This is a genomic window from Exiguobacterium sp. SH4S7 (assembly GCF_004336795.1).
Taxonomy (GTDB): domain Bacteria; phylum Bacillota; class Bacilli; order Exiguobacteriales; family Exiguobacteriaceae; genus Exiguobacterium; species Exiguobacterium aurantiacum_A.
The window spans coordinates 589,273-608,026 of record NZ_SJUT01000001.1; the positions used below are offsets into that span (position 1 = coordinate 589,273).

Sequence of the window (18,754 nt, forward strand, 5' to 3'; positions counted from 1 at the left end):
GAAGGTGAGAGACTCTCTCGCCTTCTCGCCATGCTTTCTAGTATGAAGAGGTAGGGAGCGATAAACGAGATGAACGAATCAAAAAATGAGTTCTCGATTCGAGAGATGATTAACGCGAATAAGCAAAAAAAATATAGTACGACGAACGTGTTTGATAAGGTCATGCCGTTCTTATTATTCTTGAGCGCATTTGTCTCGGTCGTCACGACGATCGGGATTGCTTTGACGCTCGGTTTCGAACTGTTCAAGTTCTTTGAAAAAGTCCCGGTACGCGACTTCCTCGGCTCGACCGAATGGTACCCGCTCAGTGCGGATCCGAGTTTCGGTGTTTGGGCGCTCGTCATGGGCACACTCCAAATCACGCTCATCGCGATGATCGTGGCGGTGCCGCTCGGACTCGCATCGGCCATTTATTTGAGCGAGTACGCGTCTGAACGGGCCCGGACGATTCTCAAGCCGATCCTTGAAGTCCTCGCCGGCGTTCCGACAATCGTCTTCGGGTTCTTCGCCTTGTCATTCGTCACACCGATCTTGCAGTCGCTCATTCCGGGGTTGAAGATTTATAACGCCCTCAGTCCAGGGATCGTCGTCGGCATCATGATCATCCCGATGATCGCTTCGATTTCGGAAGACGCGATGAGTGCCGTTCCGAAAAAGATTCGTGACGGGGCACTCGGCCTCGGTGCGACACGTCTAGAAGTCGCCCTCAAAGTCGTCATGCCGGCCGCGCTCTCAGGGATCATCGCTTCGATCGTCCTCGGGATGAGTCGAGCGATCGGTGAGACGATGATCGTCACGATCGCGGGTGGGTCGCAACCGAACTTCGAGTTCAACCCGCTCAACGCGATCCAAACGATGACGGCGTATATCGTCCAGATCGCCAAAGGTGACGCTGGTTACGGGACAATCGAATACTATAGTATCTATGCGGTCGGTGCGCTTCTATTCATCTTTACGCTCGTGATGAACTTGTTCGCGAACTGGGTGACGCGCCGCTTCAGAGAGGAGTACTAATATGGCTTTGCCGAACAGTGAGTTCAAGAATACGAAGAACTATATTGACCATGAGACCGTATCGCGACGGATTAAAAGTCGCCTACGATTGAACGAAGTATTTAAATACATCTTTTTAGCGGGGCTCGTCTTCGCCTTGCTTGTCTTATCGACGCTTATTTATGACGTGATCTCAAAAGGTGGCGGCTGGGTCAATCTCGACTTCCTCCGCAACTTCCCGTCACGCCGTGCCGAACAGGCCGGTCTTTATCCGGCTTTGATCGGGACGCTTTGGCTCATGATGCTAATCGTGCCGATGGTGTTTATCGTCGGTGTCGGTGCCGCGATTTATTTGGAAGAGTACGCACCGAAAAACCGGCTCACATCGTTTATCGAAGTGAACATCTCGAACTTGGCGGGTGTCCCGTCGATCGTGTTCGGTTTGCTCGGATTGACGTTCTTCGTTCGGACGGCCGGACTTGGCAGCTCGGTCATGACTGGGGCGCTGACGCTCGGTCTGATGAGTTTGCCGATCGTCATCGTCGCGTCACAAGAAGCGTTACGGTCCGTTAAGATGGAGTTACGTCACGCGTCGCTCGCTATGGGTGCCTCGAAATGGCAGACGACGTTCAACGTCGTTTTACCGTCAGCTATTCCAGGGATCATCACCGGGATCATCTTGGCCGTATCCCGGGCCATCGGCGAGACGGCACCGCTCATCATGATCGGAGCGGCGACGTTCATCTCGACGACACCGAACAATGTATTTTCAGACTTTACGGCGCTCCCAATCCAAATTTACAACTGGACGAGCCGTCCACAAGCAGAATTCCAAAACCTTGCCGCTGCCGGTATCATCGTCTTGATGACAGTGCTCATCACGATGAACTCGGTCGCAATCTATATCCGCAACAAGTATACAAATCGACATTAAGTCGCAGCAGTAAACGAGGAGGACTCTCGAGATGATGAAACAAACAGAGCTTAAAGGAGATCACAACGTGAATACAACGACGACCCAACCGAACGAGACCGCGATGCAAAAAGACAGCGCCTATGTCGTGAACAACTTGAACTTATGGTACGGCGACGATCAAGCATTGATCGACGTCAATCTCGACATTAAGAAAAACGAAGTGACGGCCATCATCGGTCCGTCTGGTTGTGGGAAGTCGACGTTCATCAAGACGTTGAACCGGATGGTCGAACTCGTCCCGACGGTGCGGACGAACGGGGAGATTCTTTACCACGGTCGCAACATCTTTGATCGTGACTATAGAGTTGAAGATCTCCGCACGTCAGTCGGGATGGTGTTCCAGCAGCCAAACCCGTTCCCGAAATCCGTGTACGACAACGTCGCGTACGGACCGCGCACGCACGGGATCAAAAATAAAAAAGTGCTCGACGAGATCGTCGAACGCTCACTACGCGGCGCCGCAATCTGGGAGGAAGTGAAAGATCGCTTGAACGAGAACGCTTACGGTCTCTCAGGTGGTCAGCAACAGCGCCTTTGTATCGCCCGGACACTTGCGATTGAACCAGACGTTATTCTTATGGACGAGCCGACGTCAGCGCTTGACCCGATCTCGACACTTAAAGTCGAAGAGCTCGTCCAAGAGTTGAAAGAACAATATTCGATCATCATCGTCACGCACAACATGCAACAGGCAGCACGTGTGTCTGACAAGACGGCGTTCTTCTTGAACGGGGAAGTCGTCGAGTTCGACGCAACCGATAAAATCTTCTCGAATCCAACTGACAAGCGGACTGAAGATTACATTTCTGGCCGGTTCGGTTAAGAGGGGGAGATTACTATGGCACAAAATCGCGCATTTTTTGATGTTAAATTAAACGAACTAGAAGAGAAAGTCGTTCGCCTGGCGAACTTGACGATGCGCCAAACGGCGACAGCAATCGAGGTGCTTGAGAAACGAGACCTCACGCTCGCCCAGACGGTAATCGACAATGATAACGAACTAGACGACCTCGAACTTGAAATCAACGACCAGGCGATTCTCTTGATTGCCAAACAACAACCGGTCGCGACCGATCTTCGTCGCTTGATCGTGACGATGAAGTCCGCGACCGACCTTGAACGGATCGCGGATTACGCGACGAACATCGCCAAAGCCGTGACGCGAATCGAGCACGTCCCGTACTTGCTTGACATTAAGCCGCTCAAGCAGATGGCCGAACAGTTGATCGATATGCTTGAACTCGCAACCCGTGCCTATCGTAAAGGTGAAGCCAGCCGGGTCCGTGAGTTGAATGAGATGGATAAAGTCATCGATGATCTCAACTTACAGGTGATCAAGCAATATATCGGAAGTCTACCGACGATGACGGTCGGAACGAACGATGTTTATGAGTTTGCAAACATCGCCCGCTATCTCGAACGGATGGGCGACCATGTGACCAATTTCGGGGAACATTTGATTTTTCTCGAAAAAGGGAAGCATTATGATTTAAATCAGTGATAAAAGTGGTAAAGAACAACAGGTCTGTTGTTCTTTACTTTTTTTTGTGCAGGAGTTCACTGAAAAAGAACGAATACGTAGAGCATATGGATTTTTTTTTGGAAGGGAGCCAGACATAAATGGAAGAAAAAATCGTATCCTTGAAACAACAAGGGCTTACGTTAAAACAGATTGCAGAACAATTAGACATGCCAGTCGGAAAAGTCCAGTACGCATGGCGTAAATGGCGTTCCCAGAACGGTGAGGTCACCAAGCCGACAACCGCTCCTAAAAAATCTTCTAATGAAGGGAAGGATAGAATGAAACGAAACGAGAAAGAAGCTCCAACAGTGGGGCAGGTCGCCTCGACACTCCATCACGAAGAGCCGAAGCAGTCACCGCTCCTTGAAACAGGTCCAGACGGTTTTTGGAAGCTTCCAGACCGCTACGATGTCGACCTCATGCACGCGGTCGTTCAATCCCCGAACGCGATCTATGTTTTTTGGGAAGTGTCAGACGCTGTGAAAGAGACGCTGACGATGCAGTTCATGCGCCCGTGGGAAGATTTGCCGAAGGCGTTCCGCATCTTAGACATCACCCTGCTCGATTACACATCTGGTCATGCGAACCGGTCTTATACGTTCGAGTTGCCGGAAATGACGAACAGCTGGTTCGTCCGTCCGCTCGACCCGAACACGACGTACGTCTTCGAATTCGGGATTCGGACGATGGAAGGCGAATTTCTTCCGCTCGTCGCCTCGATGCCGATTGATACGCCGCGGAACGAACCGGCAGGAGTCGGACGTTTTGCCGAGCCGGTCAGACGTTGGCAATTCGGTGAAGTCGAGTCACCAGAACTACTCGATACGTTACCAAAATATTCTGCATACCGCTGCGTACGCTGAGGAGGACACACTATGAAACCAGGTTATTTTTCACTCGTCCTACATGCCCATCTTCCGTACGTGAGGCATGAAGAGAAACACCGGCTAGAAGAACGCTGGGTATATGAAGCCATCTCCGAGACATACATCCCGATTCTGTGGCAAGTCGATCGACTTCAACGGCCCCTGCATTGGACGGTCAGTATCTCTCCGCCCGTCATCGAAATGCTCGCCGACCCACTCGTCCAAGATCGCTATCTCGGGCATTTAGATGAGATGCTTGAACTGATCTCAATCGAACTGGCTGAGGGTCGGAGCGAACAAGAAGTCGAGACGCTTCATTTTTACGAACGCCGTTATCAAGACTTGAAGAACACGTTCCTCCATTGGGAGAAAAATTTGAACCATGCGTTCCGTACATATCGTGAGCAAGGCTTCATCGATATGGTCACATGTACGGCGACACACGGTTTCAACCCGCATCTGTTCACCGATCAGGCGGCACGGGCCGAGATTCGGACTGGATTGAACTGCTTCGAGCGGCATTACGGCTTCCGTCCGACCGGCATTTGGTTACCGGAATGTGCGTATACGCCAGGAGTCGACCGCATCCTCTATGAGGAAGGGATTCGCTACACGTTCGTCGATGAGCACGCGTTGCTCGAAGCCGACCCGACGCCGGACAAAGGCATCGGTGCGCCTGTCTATTCGCCGCACGGAGTCGCTTTATTCCCACGTGATCAAATCATCTCCGGGAAGATTTGGAGTTCGATGATCGGTTATCCGGGGCATCCGGACTATCGCGAGTTTTATCGCGATCTCGCCTACGACCGGGACTGGGAATACATTCAAGCGTTCATGCATCCAGAGGGCATCCGCTTCGACACAGGTCTGAAGATGCATCGCATCACGGGCGACAGCGACGAAAAAGACTTTTACGTCCGCGGATGGGCCGAACATCAAATCGATAATCACGCGACCGATTTCGCCGAGACGCTCGCGGCGCATTTAGAAGCGCACGGTGGACAAACGTTCCCGCCGTTCCTCGTCACGGCACCGTTTGACGCCGAACTGTTCGGCCATTGGTGGTTTGAGGGCCCTGAATTTTTAGGGCAAGTCGCAGAGCGACTAGAGGCATACGGGATTGAGACGATCACGCCGGCACTCTTCCTCGAGCGTCATTTCCAAGACCTGCAAACAGTACAAGTTTCGATGAACACGTGGGGCCGGAAAGGTTACGGCGATGTGTGGATCAACGAACGCAACGAATGGATGCTCAGACATTTGCACACGATGGAGACGCAACTCGTCAAAGACGTAGCCGACTATCGGAACACCTCGCCACTCGCCGACCGGGCTTTGAGACAGCTCATTCGTCATTATGTGCTCTCAGTCTCGAGTGATTGGGCGTTTATCTTGGACGGCCAGACGACGGCGCAATACGCCGCCGAACGTTTCCGCGAACATACCCGTCTGTTTGCCGAACTCGAGACGGCGCTCTACGAAGGCAAGCTATCGGATCGCTTGCTAGACGAGCACTACACGGTCTATCCGTTCTTAGACGACGTGGATATTGATATCGATACGTTCCTATCTCCACACGACTATTATGTGACGCAGGAGCGTGGCGAAGAAGGTGAGGTCATTCTCGTCCTCACGCCAGAATATACAGGCAATATAGTGGGCGACCTCGGTCACCGCGTCGTCGCTGAAGTCGAGGCACGAGCGGCTGACGGGGAGACCGTTTACGTCCTCACGCCGCACAGTGAAGGATTGCCTGAATATGAGCGCCACAATCGCGTGCACGTGTACCGGGTCCCACTCACGAGTCCGTTTCTAGAGCATGTCATGAACCAAATCGCTGCTCAGAACGTCGCCTACGTGAAACTCGTCCAACAGTTACAGACGATGGTCAACTTCAAAGCGGTCCATCATTTTGATTGGATGACGATTCCAGCGGCACGTTCACTTGCGAAGTCACTAGATGTTCCGTTATACTCAACTATGTTGTCATTTGAAACGACCCGCAACCCGCACGGGCACGGTGGCCTGTTCGATGCGATCCATCGCATTGAGAACGGCGTCCTCTCGGAAGCTGATACGGTTTATGTCGGTGAACAGCTCTCGATCGAGGAGCTCGCGACGCGGTATGTGATCGGCGATAACGTAAAAACGTGCCTACCGCTCGACGCGTCACCGTACGGGCAGAAACGTTTGAAAAAGAACGTGAAATAACCTTGCTTTTTCAAAAAAAACTTGGTAGGATAATTGAGTATGCTTAGACTGTAAAGCAAAAGCACTTGATACAACATTAGTAAGATGGGAGTGAAAGATATGCGCGTTAAAATCACACTAGCTTGCACAGAAACAGGCGATCGCACGTACATCACGAAGAAAAACAAACGTAACAACCCAGAGCGCCTCGAATTGCGCAAATACAACCCACGTCTCCGTCGTCACACGCTTTACCGCGAAGTGAAATAATTGAGACCGGCCGTCACTCATGTGGCGGCCTTTTTTTTCGATAGGAGGAATAACAAATGACAGCTAAACAAGAGCTCCGAAAAGCGGTTCATGTGAATATTCGCGTGCTCACCGATCGTGACGGGCGTGATGAAGCGATCCTACATACCGTGGCGTCGCTCCCTGAGTGGCAACAAGCGTATACGGTCGCACTCACATTGTCACTCGATCTTGAAGTGAATACGCGTCCGCTCATCGATACAGCTTTAAAAGCAGGAAAATCGGTGTTGGTGCCGAAAGTAACGAAACAGGGGCTCACGTTCCACGAAATCAGGACGTTCAGCGACCTCGAGCCGGGGGTAATGGGTATTCTCGAGCCGACGACCGCGGAAACCGACCTCGACATCGATGTCTGTATCGTCCCAGGCCGTGTCTTTGACCGTTCTGGATATCGGATCGGTTGGGGCGGGGGTTATTACGACCGTTTCTTAGCGACATATCGCGGTGCGACGATCGCGCTCGCCTACGACGTACAAGTGCTCGACGAAATACCGATCGAACCACACGACATACCTGTCGAACTGATCGTGACAGAAAGGGAAATGATTCGATGCTCTCAATCGTCCTCGTAACTTGTCTAGTTGCACTGGCCGGATATCGTCTCCGGTCGTTGACGTTCTCTGGGGCGATCTTGACGATCGTGACAGGGACGGTCATCGGGTTTGGTTTTGGCTGGTTCGGGCTGTACTTGCTCGGTGTGTTCTTTTCGACGTCCTCGCTCGCTTCAAAATATCGCGCCCGCGACAAGGCGTCGGTCGATGACATCGTCGAAAAATCCGGACCGCGTGACTTCGTGCAAGTGCTTGCGAACGGAGGAATCGCTATGCTCACCGCCGTCGGAATGGCGATGACTTCGAACGAGGCGTGGCTATTCGCTTACGTCGTTTCAATCGCGGCGGCGACGAGTGACACGTGGGGGTCCGAGTTCGGCGTCCTCGCATCGCGCCGACCGCGCTCTATTTTGACATTGCGTGAAGTTGAACCGGGGACGAGCGGTGGTGTGTCACCGTTCGGTACGCTCATGTCCGTCGCCGGCGCGACGATCATCGTCTTGTCATCGCTCCCGTTCTTAAACATAACGATGGGCACGCTATTTCTATTGATTGCGCTCGGTCTGAGCGGCAGCGTCGTCGATACGTTGCTCGGTGCGACCGTGCAACGTAAGTATCGCTGTCGGACGTGCCGAAAACTGACGGAGAAAAAGCTGCATCACGGTGAAGCGACCGACTATGTATCTGGATGGCGCTTTCTCGGCAACGACGCCGTTAATTTCTTGGCGATCGCCTCCGCGGCAGCGATTGGTTTTCTTGTTTTCGCCTAAGGGTAGTACAGAGAATGAGGGTGTTTCAAACGAATGTGAATTTTGTCACAATATTGCCAAACTGAAAACGGTTTCTCTTGTATTGACTGTTTGTGAATGATGTTACAATCTAGGTGTAACAGACAAAACAAAAACATGAAACAGATTGTTTGAAGGGTGGAAAAACAACATGGAAACATTAAATCATGCAAAAGTAACACGGGTCGCTCTCGTCGGGGCCGGAGCGGTCGGTGCAAGCTTCGCGTATCAATTGACGACAGCGAGCCTATGTGAAGAACTCGTCATCATCGATATCAACAAGGCGAAGGCAGAAGGCGAAGCGATGGACTTGAACCACGGCGTCTCGTTCGCTTCGTCACCGATGCGCGTCTGGGCTGGAGATTACACGGACTGCGGTGCTGCAGATATCGTCGTCATCACGGCTGGCGCTCCTCAAAAACCAGGTGAGACACGTCTCGACCTCGTTGAGAAAAATGCGAAAATCATGAAATCGATGATCACTGAAATCATGGCTTCTGGCTTCGACGGTATCATCATCCTCGCATCAAACCCGGTCGATATCATGACACACTTGGCTTGGAAATACTCGGGTCTTCCGAAACATCGCGTCTTCGGTTCAGGGACTGTACTCGATACGTCACGCCTCCGCTACATGCTAGGTGATTACTTCAACGTCGATCCGCGCAACTGCCACGCTTACATCATGGGTGAGCATGGCGATACCGAGTTCGCGGCGTGGAGCAACGCCCGGATTTACGGCAAATCGGTCGAACAGTTGCTCGAAGAGAACGACGAGTATACGTGGGAAGACCTTGAAGACATCTACGTCAACGTTCGTGACGCTGCGTACCACATCATCGAACGTAAAGGCGCGACGTACTATGCGATCGGTCTCGGCTTGCTTCGTCTCGTCAAAGCGGTGCTCCGTAACGAGAACACGCTACTCACGGTCGGTGCCTACTTGGACGGAGAGTACGGCTTGAACGATATTCATATCGGTGTGCCGGCAATCATCAACCGCCAAGGCGTGCGTCAAGTCGTCGAAATCGAATTATCAGAAGAAGAGAAGCAGAAAATGCTCCATTCGGCAGACGTGTTGTTGAAAACGATGCAACCTGTTTTATAATATATTCGCGATATAGACGTAGTCGGCGTATGCCGGCTACGTTTTTTATGTGTTGGTACGGACGCCGGACAGATTCAGAAAGCGCCAACTTTTGTCGTCATGATCGAATTGGATTACAATTAAGACAGAAGGAAAGGAGGGGATTCAGTTGACGCAACCGGGATGTTTTTGGGAAGACATTTACCATGCGGTCGAGGCGGGCGGTCGGGTCGAAGGTATACTCGAGCCTTCGCGCGCGCTGGTATTGTTCGACACGAAAGCTGGAGACCTCTATCACCTGTACATAAAGACGGATAAGGCGTGGGCAAACCATGTCGCGATCGAGATCGAGGCGGTCATGAGCTCGTTCCGACTCGCACGACTCGGGCGTGCGAAGCTTCACGTTCATATATACGGCGACCCTCTCGTCGATGAGGAGCGACTTGAGACGTTGTCGTTCCAAGTCGCGGCCAAGGTGAGACTCGACAGGCACGCGTGTGGCGATGAACAAGATGAGACCCGGTTTCGGTCGCTCGCGCTCGCACTCGATAAACAGCGAAAAGCCGAACTGAAGAAGCGATTCTCATTCGGTGAACCGCAACTCGTCTATGCGCTCATGATGTTGACGTTTGTCGTCATGTGGCTCGCCGAATCGCTCGGCTCGACGCTCGATCCGAACACGCTCATCCGATTCGGCGCCAAAGTCAATCCGCTCATCGACGATGGCGAATGGTGGCGCCTCGTCACACCGATGTTCCTTCATATCGGCTGGTTTCATTTTGCGATCAACATGTTCGCGCTCTGGTCGCTCGGCCCGCTCGTCGAACGCATGTATGGGTCACCGAGGTTCTTGACGATCTATCTGTTGGCGGGCGTCATCGCGTCGACCGCCTCCTACGCGTTCAGTGAGGCGATTTCGGCCGGGGCGTCCGGCGCATTGTTCGGTCTCGTCGGCGCACTGCTCTATTTCGGACTGCGTGACCGCTCGCTGTTCATGAAGACGCTCGGCCCACCGCTGTTTATTATGTTAGGATTAAACGTAGGGCTCGCCTTCGTCCTCGGTGCCAGCTTGGACCACTCGGCCCATGCGGGGGGCCTCATCGGTGGATTTTTGATGGCGGGCGTGGTCGGATTACCTGATGAAACGACAAAAAAATGGCGCCTGTTGTTCACGGCGCTGGCAGTTTTATTGACCGGGACACTATACTGGCTCGGATATCATCGATGACAAAGGAGTAACAACATGATTGATACGTTAAAACGATTAGTAGAGATCCCGAGTCCTTCTGGAATGACGCACGAAGCAGTCAGTTACGTCGAACGTGAGCTCACGGACCTCGGGGTTGAGACGAGCCGGTTGAGAAAAGGTGCATTGTTGGCCAAGTTTCCTGGACAAAGCGGGCCGGCCCGTCTTTTGACCGCCCACGTCGATACGCTCGGTGCGATGGTGAAGGAAGTGTTGCCGAGCGGACGCTTGCGGCTGACACAAGTCGGCGGTTACGCTTGGACCGCGATCGAAGGTGAGAACTGTCTCGTCCATCGCGAAGCGGGCGAGGCAGTGGACGGGACGATCCTCGTCCATCAATCGAGTGTGCACGTCTATAAAGACACGAACAGTGCCGAGCGGACGGCGGCGAACATTGAAGTACGTCTCGATGCCGACGTTCATACGGCGGACGACGTCCGAGCGTTAGGAATCGAAGTCGGGGACTTCGTCTCGTTCGATCCCCGTTTCAAACAGACGGAGACGGGTTATATTAAATCGCGTCATCTTGACGACAAGGCGTCGGTCGCCATCCTGCTCGATTTGGCGCGTGACTTGGTCAAAGCGGACTTGCCACATACGGTCTACTATTTAATTTCGAACTATGAAGAGGTCGGTTTTGGCGGGAACGCCGGGATCCCGGACGAAGTTGACGAGTACATCGCAGTTGATATGGGGGCGCTCGGGGACGGGCAACACTCGGACGAGTACACTGTATCGATCTGTGCCAAAGATTCTTCAGGACCGTACGATCTCGAGTTGCGTCGTCAGTTCACAAAGCTTTGCCGCGACCACGACATTCCGTTCAAAGTCGACATTTATCCGTTCTACGGTTCGGACGCATCAGCTGCGATCCGGGCCGGCTATGACGTAAGACATGCGCTCATTGGTCCTGGGATCGAGTCGAGCCACAGCTATGAGCGGACGCACCAAACATCGCTCGAGGCGACACGAGCGTTGCTGTATCGCTACGTATTGACCGCGATGGGGGAATAATAATGAGAAACTTTTATGACGTGCAACAGTTTTTAAAATCGTTTGGCACGATTATTTACATCGGAGAGCGTGACGCCGAGATCGGTCTCATGATGATGGAGTTAGACGAATTGAACGCCGGTGGGATGATCGAACAGCGCGAGTATGACACGGCAAAGATTATTCTGACGCATGAACTAAAAAATTCAATAGATTGACAGAAAAACCTCTTGTGCAAATGTTTGCACAAGAGGTTTTATAGTGTAGACTATTGGATGAAAGCGATTTATTTGAGACGAGGAGTGGAATGCATGAAGTGGTTATTAGGAATCGACATCGGTGGGACGACGGTGAAAATGGCCGTCTTGGACATGAACGGGATCATTTCAGATAAGTGGGAGATCAAGACGGACATCCGTGATAATGGGGTACATATCCCGACTGATATCGCCGCCTCGTTTGAAGCGTACCTTCAGCAATCCGGAAAAGCGAAGCAAGATTTTGCGGGTGCGGGAATCGGAGCTCCAGGATTCATCAACTTCTCAGAAGGTGTCGTCGAATACTCGCCGAACATCGGATGGAAGAACTTTGAGCTCGTCGGCGAATTCGAGAAAGCAGTCGGATTGCCGGCCGTGCTCGAGAATGACGCGAACGCGGCCGCGCTCGGTGAGATGTGGAAAGGCGCCGGTGAAGGAGCGTCTGAACTGCTCGCGATCACACTCGGTACGGGTGTCGGCGGCGGTGTCATCACGAACGGGAACATCGTCCATGGGGCGTCCGGCATGGCTGGTGAGATCGGGCATATCACGGTCGAGCGCGACGAGGCGAAAGCGGTCATGTGTGGATGTGGGCGCAAAGGCTGCATCGAGACGATCGCCTCAGCAACCGGTATCGCCCGTCTCGCCTTACAAAAGCGTAAAGGGAGAACGACGTCATTGAACGAGTTAGGTGAAGTGACGGCTCGCGATGTGTTTGAGGCCTATAAAGCGAAAGACGAGGTCGCGACAGAAGTCGTTGAAGAGATGACGGAATATCTTGGGTTGACGATTTCAAACATCGCCAACACGTTGAACCCTAAAATGATCGTGATCGGCGGCGGCGTTTCAAAAGCGAGACAAGCTTTGCTCGAGCCGCTCGATGAACAATTTAAGCGGTTTGCCCTTGAACGGGTATATACGTCGACGACGTTCAAAATTGCCGAACTCGAGAATGACGCCGGGGTCATCGGCTGCGCTTGGCTGGCACGAAAACATTTTTTGCCGACTAGAGTCTAACCTGTAAAGCACACATGCGATCTCGCATGTGTGCTTTTGACGTACAAAGGGAATTGTAAAGGTGTGGTTGATTTTTTGTTAAAAAAGGGGTAAGATTTGGACTTGATACTGGACTGTTACCGTTAGTGAAATAGATAACAAGCCAACTACATGTTATTGAACTTATTCATGGCGCATCCTGCTTGAGGACGTCTTAAAACTGAAAAGAGGAGGAGGCCGTCAGATGAAGTCATCTCAAAGCTTATCGAAGCTGACTATGCGACTGAATGAAACGGTCCGCGCTTCGTTTCAAGAATATCGGTTATTTTGGATATTTAGTTTATTACTTTGGACGAAGACGTACGTAGTATACCAATTTTTCTTTAACATCCCGATTGAAAACACAGCTCAAGCATTCATCTTGTTGATCAGTCCGATCAGCTCGACCTTGTTCTTGTTCGCTTTTAGTTTCTTCTTTAAAGGAAATAAGCAAAAGTGGGTGCTGTACACCCTTTATGCGGTCGCCTCGTTCCTGTTGTTCGCGGACGCTGTCTACTACCGCGAGTTTACGGACTACTTGACGATGCCTGTCATTTTGCAACCGTCGAACATGGAGACGCTGTCGACTTCATTCATATCACTGCTTGAATGGAAAGACTTGATCATTCTTGGGGACGTGCTCGTCTTGCCGTTCGTACTATGGAAGATCAATACGTTGCAAACCACCGCGTCTCACCGCCGGGCGCTCATCACGTTCGTGGCAGCTGTCGCCGTGTTCTTGTTCAACTTGTCGCTTGCTGAGACGGAACGCCCTGAACTGTTGACGCGTTCGTTCGACCGTGAGCTGCTCGTCAAAAACATCGGGACGTTCAATTTCCACGTCTATGACGCGATGCTTCAAACGAAGACGTCCGCGCAGAAAGCGATGGCCGATGGGTCGGAGTTAGCCAAGATTGAAAAGTATACCCGCCAAAACTATGCGGCGCCGAATCCGGATTTGTTCGGAAAATATAAAGGTAAAAACGTGGTCGTCGTCTCGCTCGAGTCGACACAAAACTTCACGCACAATATGAAAGCCGCGAACGGCGAGTATATCACGCCGAACTTGAACAAGCTGATCGAAGAGTCCCATTACTGGCCAAACTATTACCATACGGTCGGGCAAGGGAAAACGTCAGACGCCGAGTTCGCCCTCGACAATTCGCTGTATGGCCTGCCACGTGGAGCCGTTTACTTCACGAACGCCGATAATGAGTACCAAGCTCTTCCTGAACTGATCAAAGAAGAGAACTATTATTCAGCCGTGTTCCATGCGAACAACAAATCGTTTTGGAACCGCGATTTGATGTACAAGAACACCGGCGTCGACATGTTCTATGATGAGAAGAGTTACGACCTTGGGAATCCTGAGGACATGACGGAGTGGGGCTTGTTGGACGATAGTTTCTTTGAACAATCGATTCCGATGCTCGAGGAACTCCCGCAACCGTTCTATGCGAAGTTCATCACGCTCACGAACCATTTCCCGTATACGATGCCGAGCGAGGATTACGAACTCGTGCCGAAATTCGAGACGAACTCGACGACGCTTAACAACTTCCCGCAGGCACTCGCTTACCAAGACTATGCGCTTGGCCTGTTCATCGACGAACTGAAACAGAACGGGATGTGGGAAGATACGATTTTCGTTGTGTACGGTGACCACTATGGCATTTCGACAAACCATAACGACGCGGTGGCCGGCTTGCTCGGTAAAGAAGAGTTGACGCCGTATGATGTGGCGAAACTTCAACAAGTACCGTTCGCCATCCATTTGCCGGGCCAAGAAACAGGCGAAGTCCATGAGACGATCGGAAGTCATATCGACATGAAGCCGACGCTCCTGCACTTGCTCGGCATCGATACGTCGGACTTGGTCGGGTTCGGGAACGACTTGTTCGCTGAAGACCGCAACAGTCGCGCCATCTTCCGAGACGGCACGGTCGTCACGGACGATTACGTGTGGACGCAATCGATGTGTTACGATGCGACGACTGGAGAAGCGGTTGAAGATACGACACTTTGCGGACCGGTCACGGAAGAAGCCGAAAAAATCCTGCAAATGAACGATGACTTGATCTATTCGGATTTGCTTCGCTTTAAAGAACAAACCGATTAATAATCAAGAGCTAGCGCTGACCGTTAAACGTCAGCGCTTTTTTTACGGAATAAAAAAAGACGACCGCAGTCGTCTTCGTGGTAAGTCAACATTAACCTGGGATTCCACCGAAAATCAATGTTGCGACGCCAAAGAATCCAAAGACGAGCGCGGTGATTCCGGCAAACGCAAGTGGAAAGAATTGGCGTTTTTTGAATGAACGGGCCATCCCCCAAAGTGCAACGAGTGCTACGATGAGTGAAATCCATCCAAATGGCTCATACAAATGCATGACGAGTTCCCCCTTTATTATACGTCATGAAATTCATAAAAATTTCACTGAAATATCACTATTATTTTATCCGAAATAACACACGCTGTCGAGCAAAGGTTGCCACCGCTACAATTTTGCCACAATATCGTTTAGAATGGTTGTGGAGGTGTTCTAGATGAATATTGTAAAAATCACATCGGGCCTTGCCCAAGAGAACGGATACGTGCTCGAACAAGACGGAACGGTCGTTATCGTCGACCCGGGCACGGACGACCCGAAATTCTTTGAGGCGGTGGAACGTTTCGGCGGATTGAACGCCATTTTGTTGACGCATGCCCACTTTGACCATATCGGCGGCATCGATGCGCTGCGCGATCGCTATCCGGTACCGGTCTATGTTCATGAAGCCGAGCGGTCATGGCTCGCCGACGGTGAAAAGAACGGGGCGGCAAAGTTCCATCTGCCCCACTCATCGATGCGACCGGCCGAACGAACTTATCAAGGTAAGAAGCTAGAGATTGGTGCGTTTACAATCGAGTTGCATCACACGCCGGGTCATTCACCGGGGAGTGTCACATTGCACATCCCGAGCGAACGTGTTGCCTTTTGCGGGGACTTGATCTTCAAACAATCGGTCGGCCGGACCGATCTATTCGGCGGCGACCAATCGACGCTCCTCGGATCGATCGATCGGATGCGTCAATTATTGCCGGCCGAGACGGTGCTCTATTCAGGTCACGGACCGAAGACGACACTCGAAGCTGAAATTCGTTCAAATCCATTTTTTGAACGGTGAACATAAAAAAAGATTGTCTCAACGAGAGACAATCTTTTTTTACATTTGGAAGTTACTCCAATACGTGAAGACGACGAAGAAAACAGTCAAGTAAGCGCCGAACACGTATACATACGTTTTTTCAGTCAGTTTCAAGTAGCCTAGTGCGACAAAGAAAATTGTTTGAGCTAAAAAGACAAGACCCATTACGACGAAGTCACCAGTATGTTCGCTACTGCTTTGATCTCCACCGAGTGCGCCCACGAAAGCCAGCGCCGCGATCAACCCAGTCCAAAAGCCTAGGACACGGAACATTCTCGCCATGTTAATCCCCCCATACGTACATTATTCCATTCTCATTCACTATTTTACCAACACATTCAGAAAAATGCTATGAAAACGTGTGAATTGAGCAAAATAATCGTGAAAAATATGTGAAATCGATATGTTATATAAAGTTGTACAAAAATTCAAAAAAGGTTGTACAAACTATGTACAAAAAGAGGAATAGGTTGTATAATCAACTTACAAACATTGAACGGAACAGGTTGTCAAATAAAAGGAGGCGCTGAAAGTGGCAAGTGAACTTATGTTTTATACGTATCCAAGCTGTACGTCGTGTCGAAAAACGAAAGCGTTTTTACAAGAGCAACAACTTGATGTGAACGAACGCCATATTTTCCGAGACGCTCCGACGGTAGACGAACTCTTGACGCTACTTGCACTTAGCGAAGACGGAGTCGATTCACTCCTAGCAACGAGAAGTCAAGCGTTCAAACAGCTCAACGTTGACGTCGATGAATTGAAACTGAGCGAATTGCTGAAGTTGATGAGCGAAAATCCGAAGCTGTTGAAACGCCCGATTTTGACAGACGGTAAAGAAGTCATTGTCGGCTACGACAAGGCATCAATCGAGACGTATGCCCGCCGCCATGATTTGACTTCGGTAAACGTTTCATAAGACAAGTCCACTTTCCTAAGAGTGGGCTTTTTTTTATGCTCATTTATGAGGTGGGGACAATGAAACTGGTGATTGATCGATTGATTAAAGCGGCGCGACGGCTCGAGGCGAGCGATGTCCATTTCATGCCAGGCAAAGACGCCGTTATCGCACAGGCGCGTCACGGGACGTCGATCACAAAGCTTGAGACGATACCACGTCCAGACTACGAACGGCTCACATTACATATGAAATATTGGTGTTCGCTCGCTGAAACGGATCATCGGGTTCCGCAATCCGGGATATATGATCGAAACGAAGAAATGATCAGGGTCACGTTTTTGCCGTCATTTACTGATGTGCTCATGTCATGGCGTCTGCCGAACGTCTCGTTCCAACTTCAAGAGTTGTTATCTGAAGTGGATGTGTTGCGTTTTCAAGGCATGGCTGAGCTGCGGCACGGCTTGTTTTTAATCGGTGGCGCGACGGGGGCCGGAAAAACGACAGTCCTCTATGCTTTTCTTGAAAGTTTGAAGAACCACCGGATCGTGACGATCGAAAACCCTCCCGAACAGCAATTGACGGGTGTGATCCAGCTCGAGGTGAATGTATTGGCAGGACTGGATCATAGACGTTTGTTGAAAGAAACGTTGCGAGCCGACCCGGATATCATCGTTGTCGGGGAGGTGCGGACGAGTGAAGAACTGCGTGTCGCGCATGATGCGGCACTGAGCGGACATTTGACGATCGCGACGTTTCATACGGCGAGTATCGAAGACGGTGAACGCCGTCTCGAACAGTTGATCGGCAAAGTAGAGGTGCCGCGCCATTGGTGTGTGTTGCAGCGGAGAGAGGAGGTGACTTGCTCATGGTCGATGTCCGTTCCAGTAGGGAGCTGAACACGATCCGGCGCTTCCTGCGACTGCAAGCACGAGGGGTCGGGTTGAAAAAGACGTTCGAGACGCTCGAGCTGCATGAGCGGGGGAAGCAAAAACAACTGATTCGTGCGATGCGGCAAAAGCTCGAGAGTGGTCTGGCACTCGCCGACGTATTCTCAGAACTCGTCACGGATGCCCGCATGCGAGACATGCTCGTCACGGCGGAACGGGGACATCATTTCATTGAAGGTCTAGAACAAGTGCTTGCCTTATCGATGATGCGTCGAGGCCTGCAGCAAGAGTTAAAACAACTGGCGAGGTATCCGCTCGTCATCTTGACGATGCTTTTAGGGCTTGGTGCCATTTATGCGCTGTACATCTTTCCGAAATTGCTCTCAATGGTGCAGGTCGACGATTTAGACGGAATCAGCGCCATCCTCTTGTCACGAAGTTTTTTCCCGGGCTTGTTCGTCGCGCTCGTTTTGACAGGTGGCTGGGGCTATTGGGTCGTGAAGCGAGGCCGGTCCGTCCCGATCCGATTCGTCGAGCGGGGAAGACGACTGTATATCACGTATTTGTTTGTCAGCGAACTGTCCTTACTGAGTGAAGGGCAAATTTCGGTTCGTCACGTCATCGAGCGTCTCTCTCACGGGGACGGGGAAGTGGCGCAAATCGCCCGGCGCATCCATGACCGGATGTCTGGTGGGATCGAGTTGGAGGCGGCGGCCCGAGAGGAACGTCTGCTCGATCATGAAGTCGTCAGCTTGTTCGGGGTCGGAACGGTGAGTGGAGACCTCGGGTTGATAATGGCGTTACATCGAGACTTGATCTTTGAAGAGATGGAACTGTATTGGAAGCAACTGATTGCCAAGACGGAGCCTCTCTTATATGGCTTCTTGACCGTCATGGTGACGATGATGTTCTATACGATTTATTTGCCGGTCAAATTGATCATGGCCCAACTATGAGGAGGAGA

At 51.4% G+C, this 18,754-nt stretch carries 21 protein-coding genes; 19 read left to right on the top strand and 2 right to left on the bottom strand.

From position 1 onward, the window contains the following. Positions 1 to 69: 69 nt before the first annotated feature. The 15 genes from pstC to EVJ29_RS02950 all read left to right on the top strand — a co-directional run bounded on the left by pstC (position 70) and on the right by EVJ29_RS02950 (position 14,932). Positions 70 to 1,014 (top strand): phosphate ABC transporter permease subunit PstC, encoded by a 945-nt coding sequence (gene pstC / locus EVJ29_RS02880; protein WP_131463763.1) that lies wholly within the window; start codon positions 70 to 72, stop codon positions 1,012 to 1,014. A 1-nt stretch (position 1,015) separates the two neighbouring features. Further along, on the top strand, positions 1,016 to 1,927 hold the full coding sequence (gene pstA, locus EVJ29_RS02885; protein ID WP_131463761.1) for a phosphate ABC transporter permease PstA: 912 nt from the start codon (positions 1,016 to 1,018) through the stop codon (positions 1,925 to 1,927). Positions 1,928 to 2,030: 103 nt separating this feature from the next. Then, positions 2,031 to 2,792 carry a phosphate ABC transporter ATP-binding protein PstB gene (gene pstB, locus EVJ29_RS02890; protein ID WP_233589588.1) on the top strand — a complete coding sequence of 254 codons (762 nt, stop codon included), beginning with the start codon at positions 2,031 to 2,033 and terminating at the stop codon, positions 2,790 to 2,792. A 15-nt stretch (positions 2,793 to 2,807) separates the two neighbouring features. Next, positions 2,808 to 3,470, top strand: a complete 663-nt coding sequence (gene phoU, locus EVJ29_RS02895) for a phosphate signaling complex protein PhoU (protein WP_131463758.1) — start codon at positions 2,808 to 2,810, stop codon at positions 3,468 to 3,470. 119 nt (positions 3,471 to 3,589) lie between these two features. After that, positions 3,590 to 4,354, top strand: coding sequence for a DUF4912 domain-containing protein (locus EVJ29_RS02900; RefSeq protein ID WP_131504699.1), 765 nt, complete (start codon positions 3,590 to 3,592; stop codon positions 4,352 to 4,354). Between the two features lie 12 nt (positions 4,355 to 4,366). Then, on the top strand, positions 4,367 to 6,568 hold the full coding sequence (locus EVJ29_RS02905; protein WP_131463756.1) for a 1,4-alpha-glucan branching protein domain-containing protein: 2,202 nt from the start codon (positions 4,367 to 4,369) through the stop codon (positions 6,566 to 6,568). 84 nt (positions 6,569 to 6,652) lie between these two features. Continuing rightward, complete coding sequence (rpmG, locus tag EVJ29_RS02910; RefSeq protein WP_016510885.1) at positions 6,653 to 6,817, top strand: 50S ribosomal protein L33; 165 nt, start codon at positions 6,653 to 6,655, stop codon at positions 6,815 to 6,817. Between the two features lie 56 nt (positions 6,818 to 6,873). Next, complete coding sequence (locus EVJ29_RS02915) at positions 6,874 to 7,428, top strand: 5-formyltetrahydrofolate cyclo-ligase (RefSeq protein WP_071397741.1); 555 nt, start codon at positions 6,874 to 6,876, stop codon at positions 7,426 to 7,428. Beyond that, positions 7,407 to 8,177 carry a DUF92 domain-containing protein gene (locus EVJ29_RS02920; protein WP_131490380.1) on the top strand — a complete coding sequence of 257 codons (771 nt, stop codon included), beginning with the start codon at positions 7,407 to 7,409 and terminating at the stop codon, positions 8,175 to 8,177. Before EVJ29_RS02915 ends, EVJ29_RS02920 begins: the two co-directional genes overlap by 22 nt. Positions 8,178 to 8,346: 169 nt before the next feature. Continuing rightward, complete coding sequence (locus tag EVJ29_RS02925) at positions 8,347 to 9,303, top strand: L-lactate dehydrogenase (protein ID WP_070327029.1); 957 nt, start codon at positions 8,347 to 8,349, stop codon at positions 9,301 to 9,303. A gap of 148 nt (positions 9,304 to 9,451) precedes the next feature. Next, positions 9,452 to 10,510, top strand: a complete 1,059-nt coding sequence (locus EVJ29_RS02930) for a rhomboid family intramembrane serine protease (RefSeq protein ID WP_131490379.1) — start codon at positions 9,452 to 9,454, stop codon at positions 10,508 to 10,510. 15 nt (positions 10,511 to 10,525) lie between these two features. Further along, on the top strand, positions 10,526 to 11,542 hold the full coding sequence (locus tag EVJ29_RS02935) for a M42 family metallopeptidase (RefSeq protein ID WP_131490378.1): 1,017 nt from the start codon (positions 10,526 to 10,528) through the stop codon (positions 11,540 to 11,542). A 2-nt stretch (positions 11,543 to 11,544) separates the two neighbouring features. Continuing rightward, on the top strand, positions 11,545 to 11,739 hold the full coding sequence (locus EVJ29_RS02940; RefSeq protein ID WP_070327032.1) for a YqgQ family protein: 195 nt from the start codon (positions 11,545 to 11,547) through the stop codon (positions 11,737 to 11,739). 93 nt (positions 11,740 to 11,832) lie between these two features. Beyond that, positions 11,833 to 12,795 (top strand): ROK family glucokinase, encoded by a 963-nt coding sequence (locus tag EVJ29_RS02945; protein WP_304984974.1) that lies wholly within the window; start codon positions 11,833 to 11,835, stop codon positions 12,793 to 12,795. Between the two features lie 223 nt (positions 12,796 to 13,018). Then, positions 13,019 to 14,932 carry an LTA synthase family protein gene (locus EVJ29_RS02950; RefSeq protein ID WP_131490377.1) on the top strand — a complete coding sequence of 638 codons (1,914 nt, stop codon included), beginning with the start codon at positions 13,019 to 13,021 and terminating at the stop codon, positions 14,930 to 14,932. A gap of 91 nt (positions 14,933 to 15,023) precedes the next feature. Here the strand turns inward: EVJ29_RS02950 and EVJ29_RS02955 are convergent, their stop codons facing one another. After that, entirely contained in the window at positions 15,024 to 15,203 is a 180-nt protein-coding gene (locus EVJ29_RS02955; RefSeq protein ID WP_070327033.1) for a DUF2759 domain-containing protein, read from the bottom strand. A gap of 157 nt (positions 15,204 to 15,360) precedes the next feature. On the opposite strand from EVJ29_RS02955, the gene EVJ29_RS02960 reads away from it, so the two are divergent. After that, entirely contained in the window at positions 15,361 to 15,981 is a 621-nt protein-coding gene (locus EVJ29_RS02960; RefSeq protein ID WP_070327034.1) for an MBL fold metallo-hydrolase, read from the top strand. 39 nt (positions 15,982 to 16,020) lie between these two features. Here EVJ29_RS02960 and EVJ29_RS02965 read toward each other — a convergent pair whose 3' ends face one another. Then, positions 16,021 to 16,284, bottom strand: a complete 264-nt coding sequence (locus tag EVJ29_RS02965; protein WP_070327035.1) for a DUF2626 domain-containing protein — start codon at positions 16,282 to 16,284, stop codon at positions 16,021 to 16,023. Positions 16,285 to 16,549: 265 nt separating this feature from the next. Here EVJ29_RS02965 and EVJ29_RS02970 point away from each other — a divergent pair, with 265 nt between their 5' ends. From EVJ29_RS02970 to EVJ29_RS02980, 3 genes are read left to right on the top strand one after another with little or no spacing between them, the layout of a single operon-like run. Continuing rightward, entirely contained in the window at positions 16,550 to 16,921 is a 372-nt protein-coding gene (locus tag EVJ29_RS02970) for a Spx/MgsR family RNA polymerase-binding regulatory protein (RefSeq protein ID WP_016510368.1), read from the top strand. Between the two features lie 59 nt (positions 16,922 to 16,980). Beyond that, the gene (locus tag EVJ29_RS02975; RefSeq protein ID WP_236633365.1) at positions 16,981 to 17,799 is read left to right on the top strand and encodes an ATPase, T2SS/T4P/T4SS family; all 819 of its coding nucleotides are present in this window, start codon (positions 16,981 to 16,983) and stop codon (positions 17,797 to 17,799) included. After that, the gene (locus tag EVJ29_RS02980) at positions 17,769 to 18,746 is read left to right on the top strand and encodes a type II secretion system F family protein (protein ID WP_070327037.1); all 978 of its coding nucleotides are present in this window, start codon (positions 17,769 to 17,771) and stop codon (positions 18,744 to 18,746) included. Before EVJ29_RS02975 ends, EVJ29_RS02980 begins: the two co-directional genes overlap by 31 nt. The last annotated feature ends 8 nt before the right edge of the window (positions 18,747 to 18,754 follow it).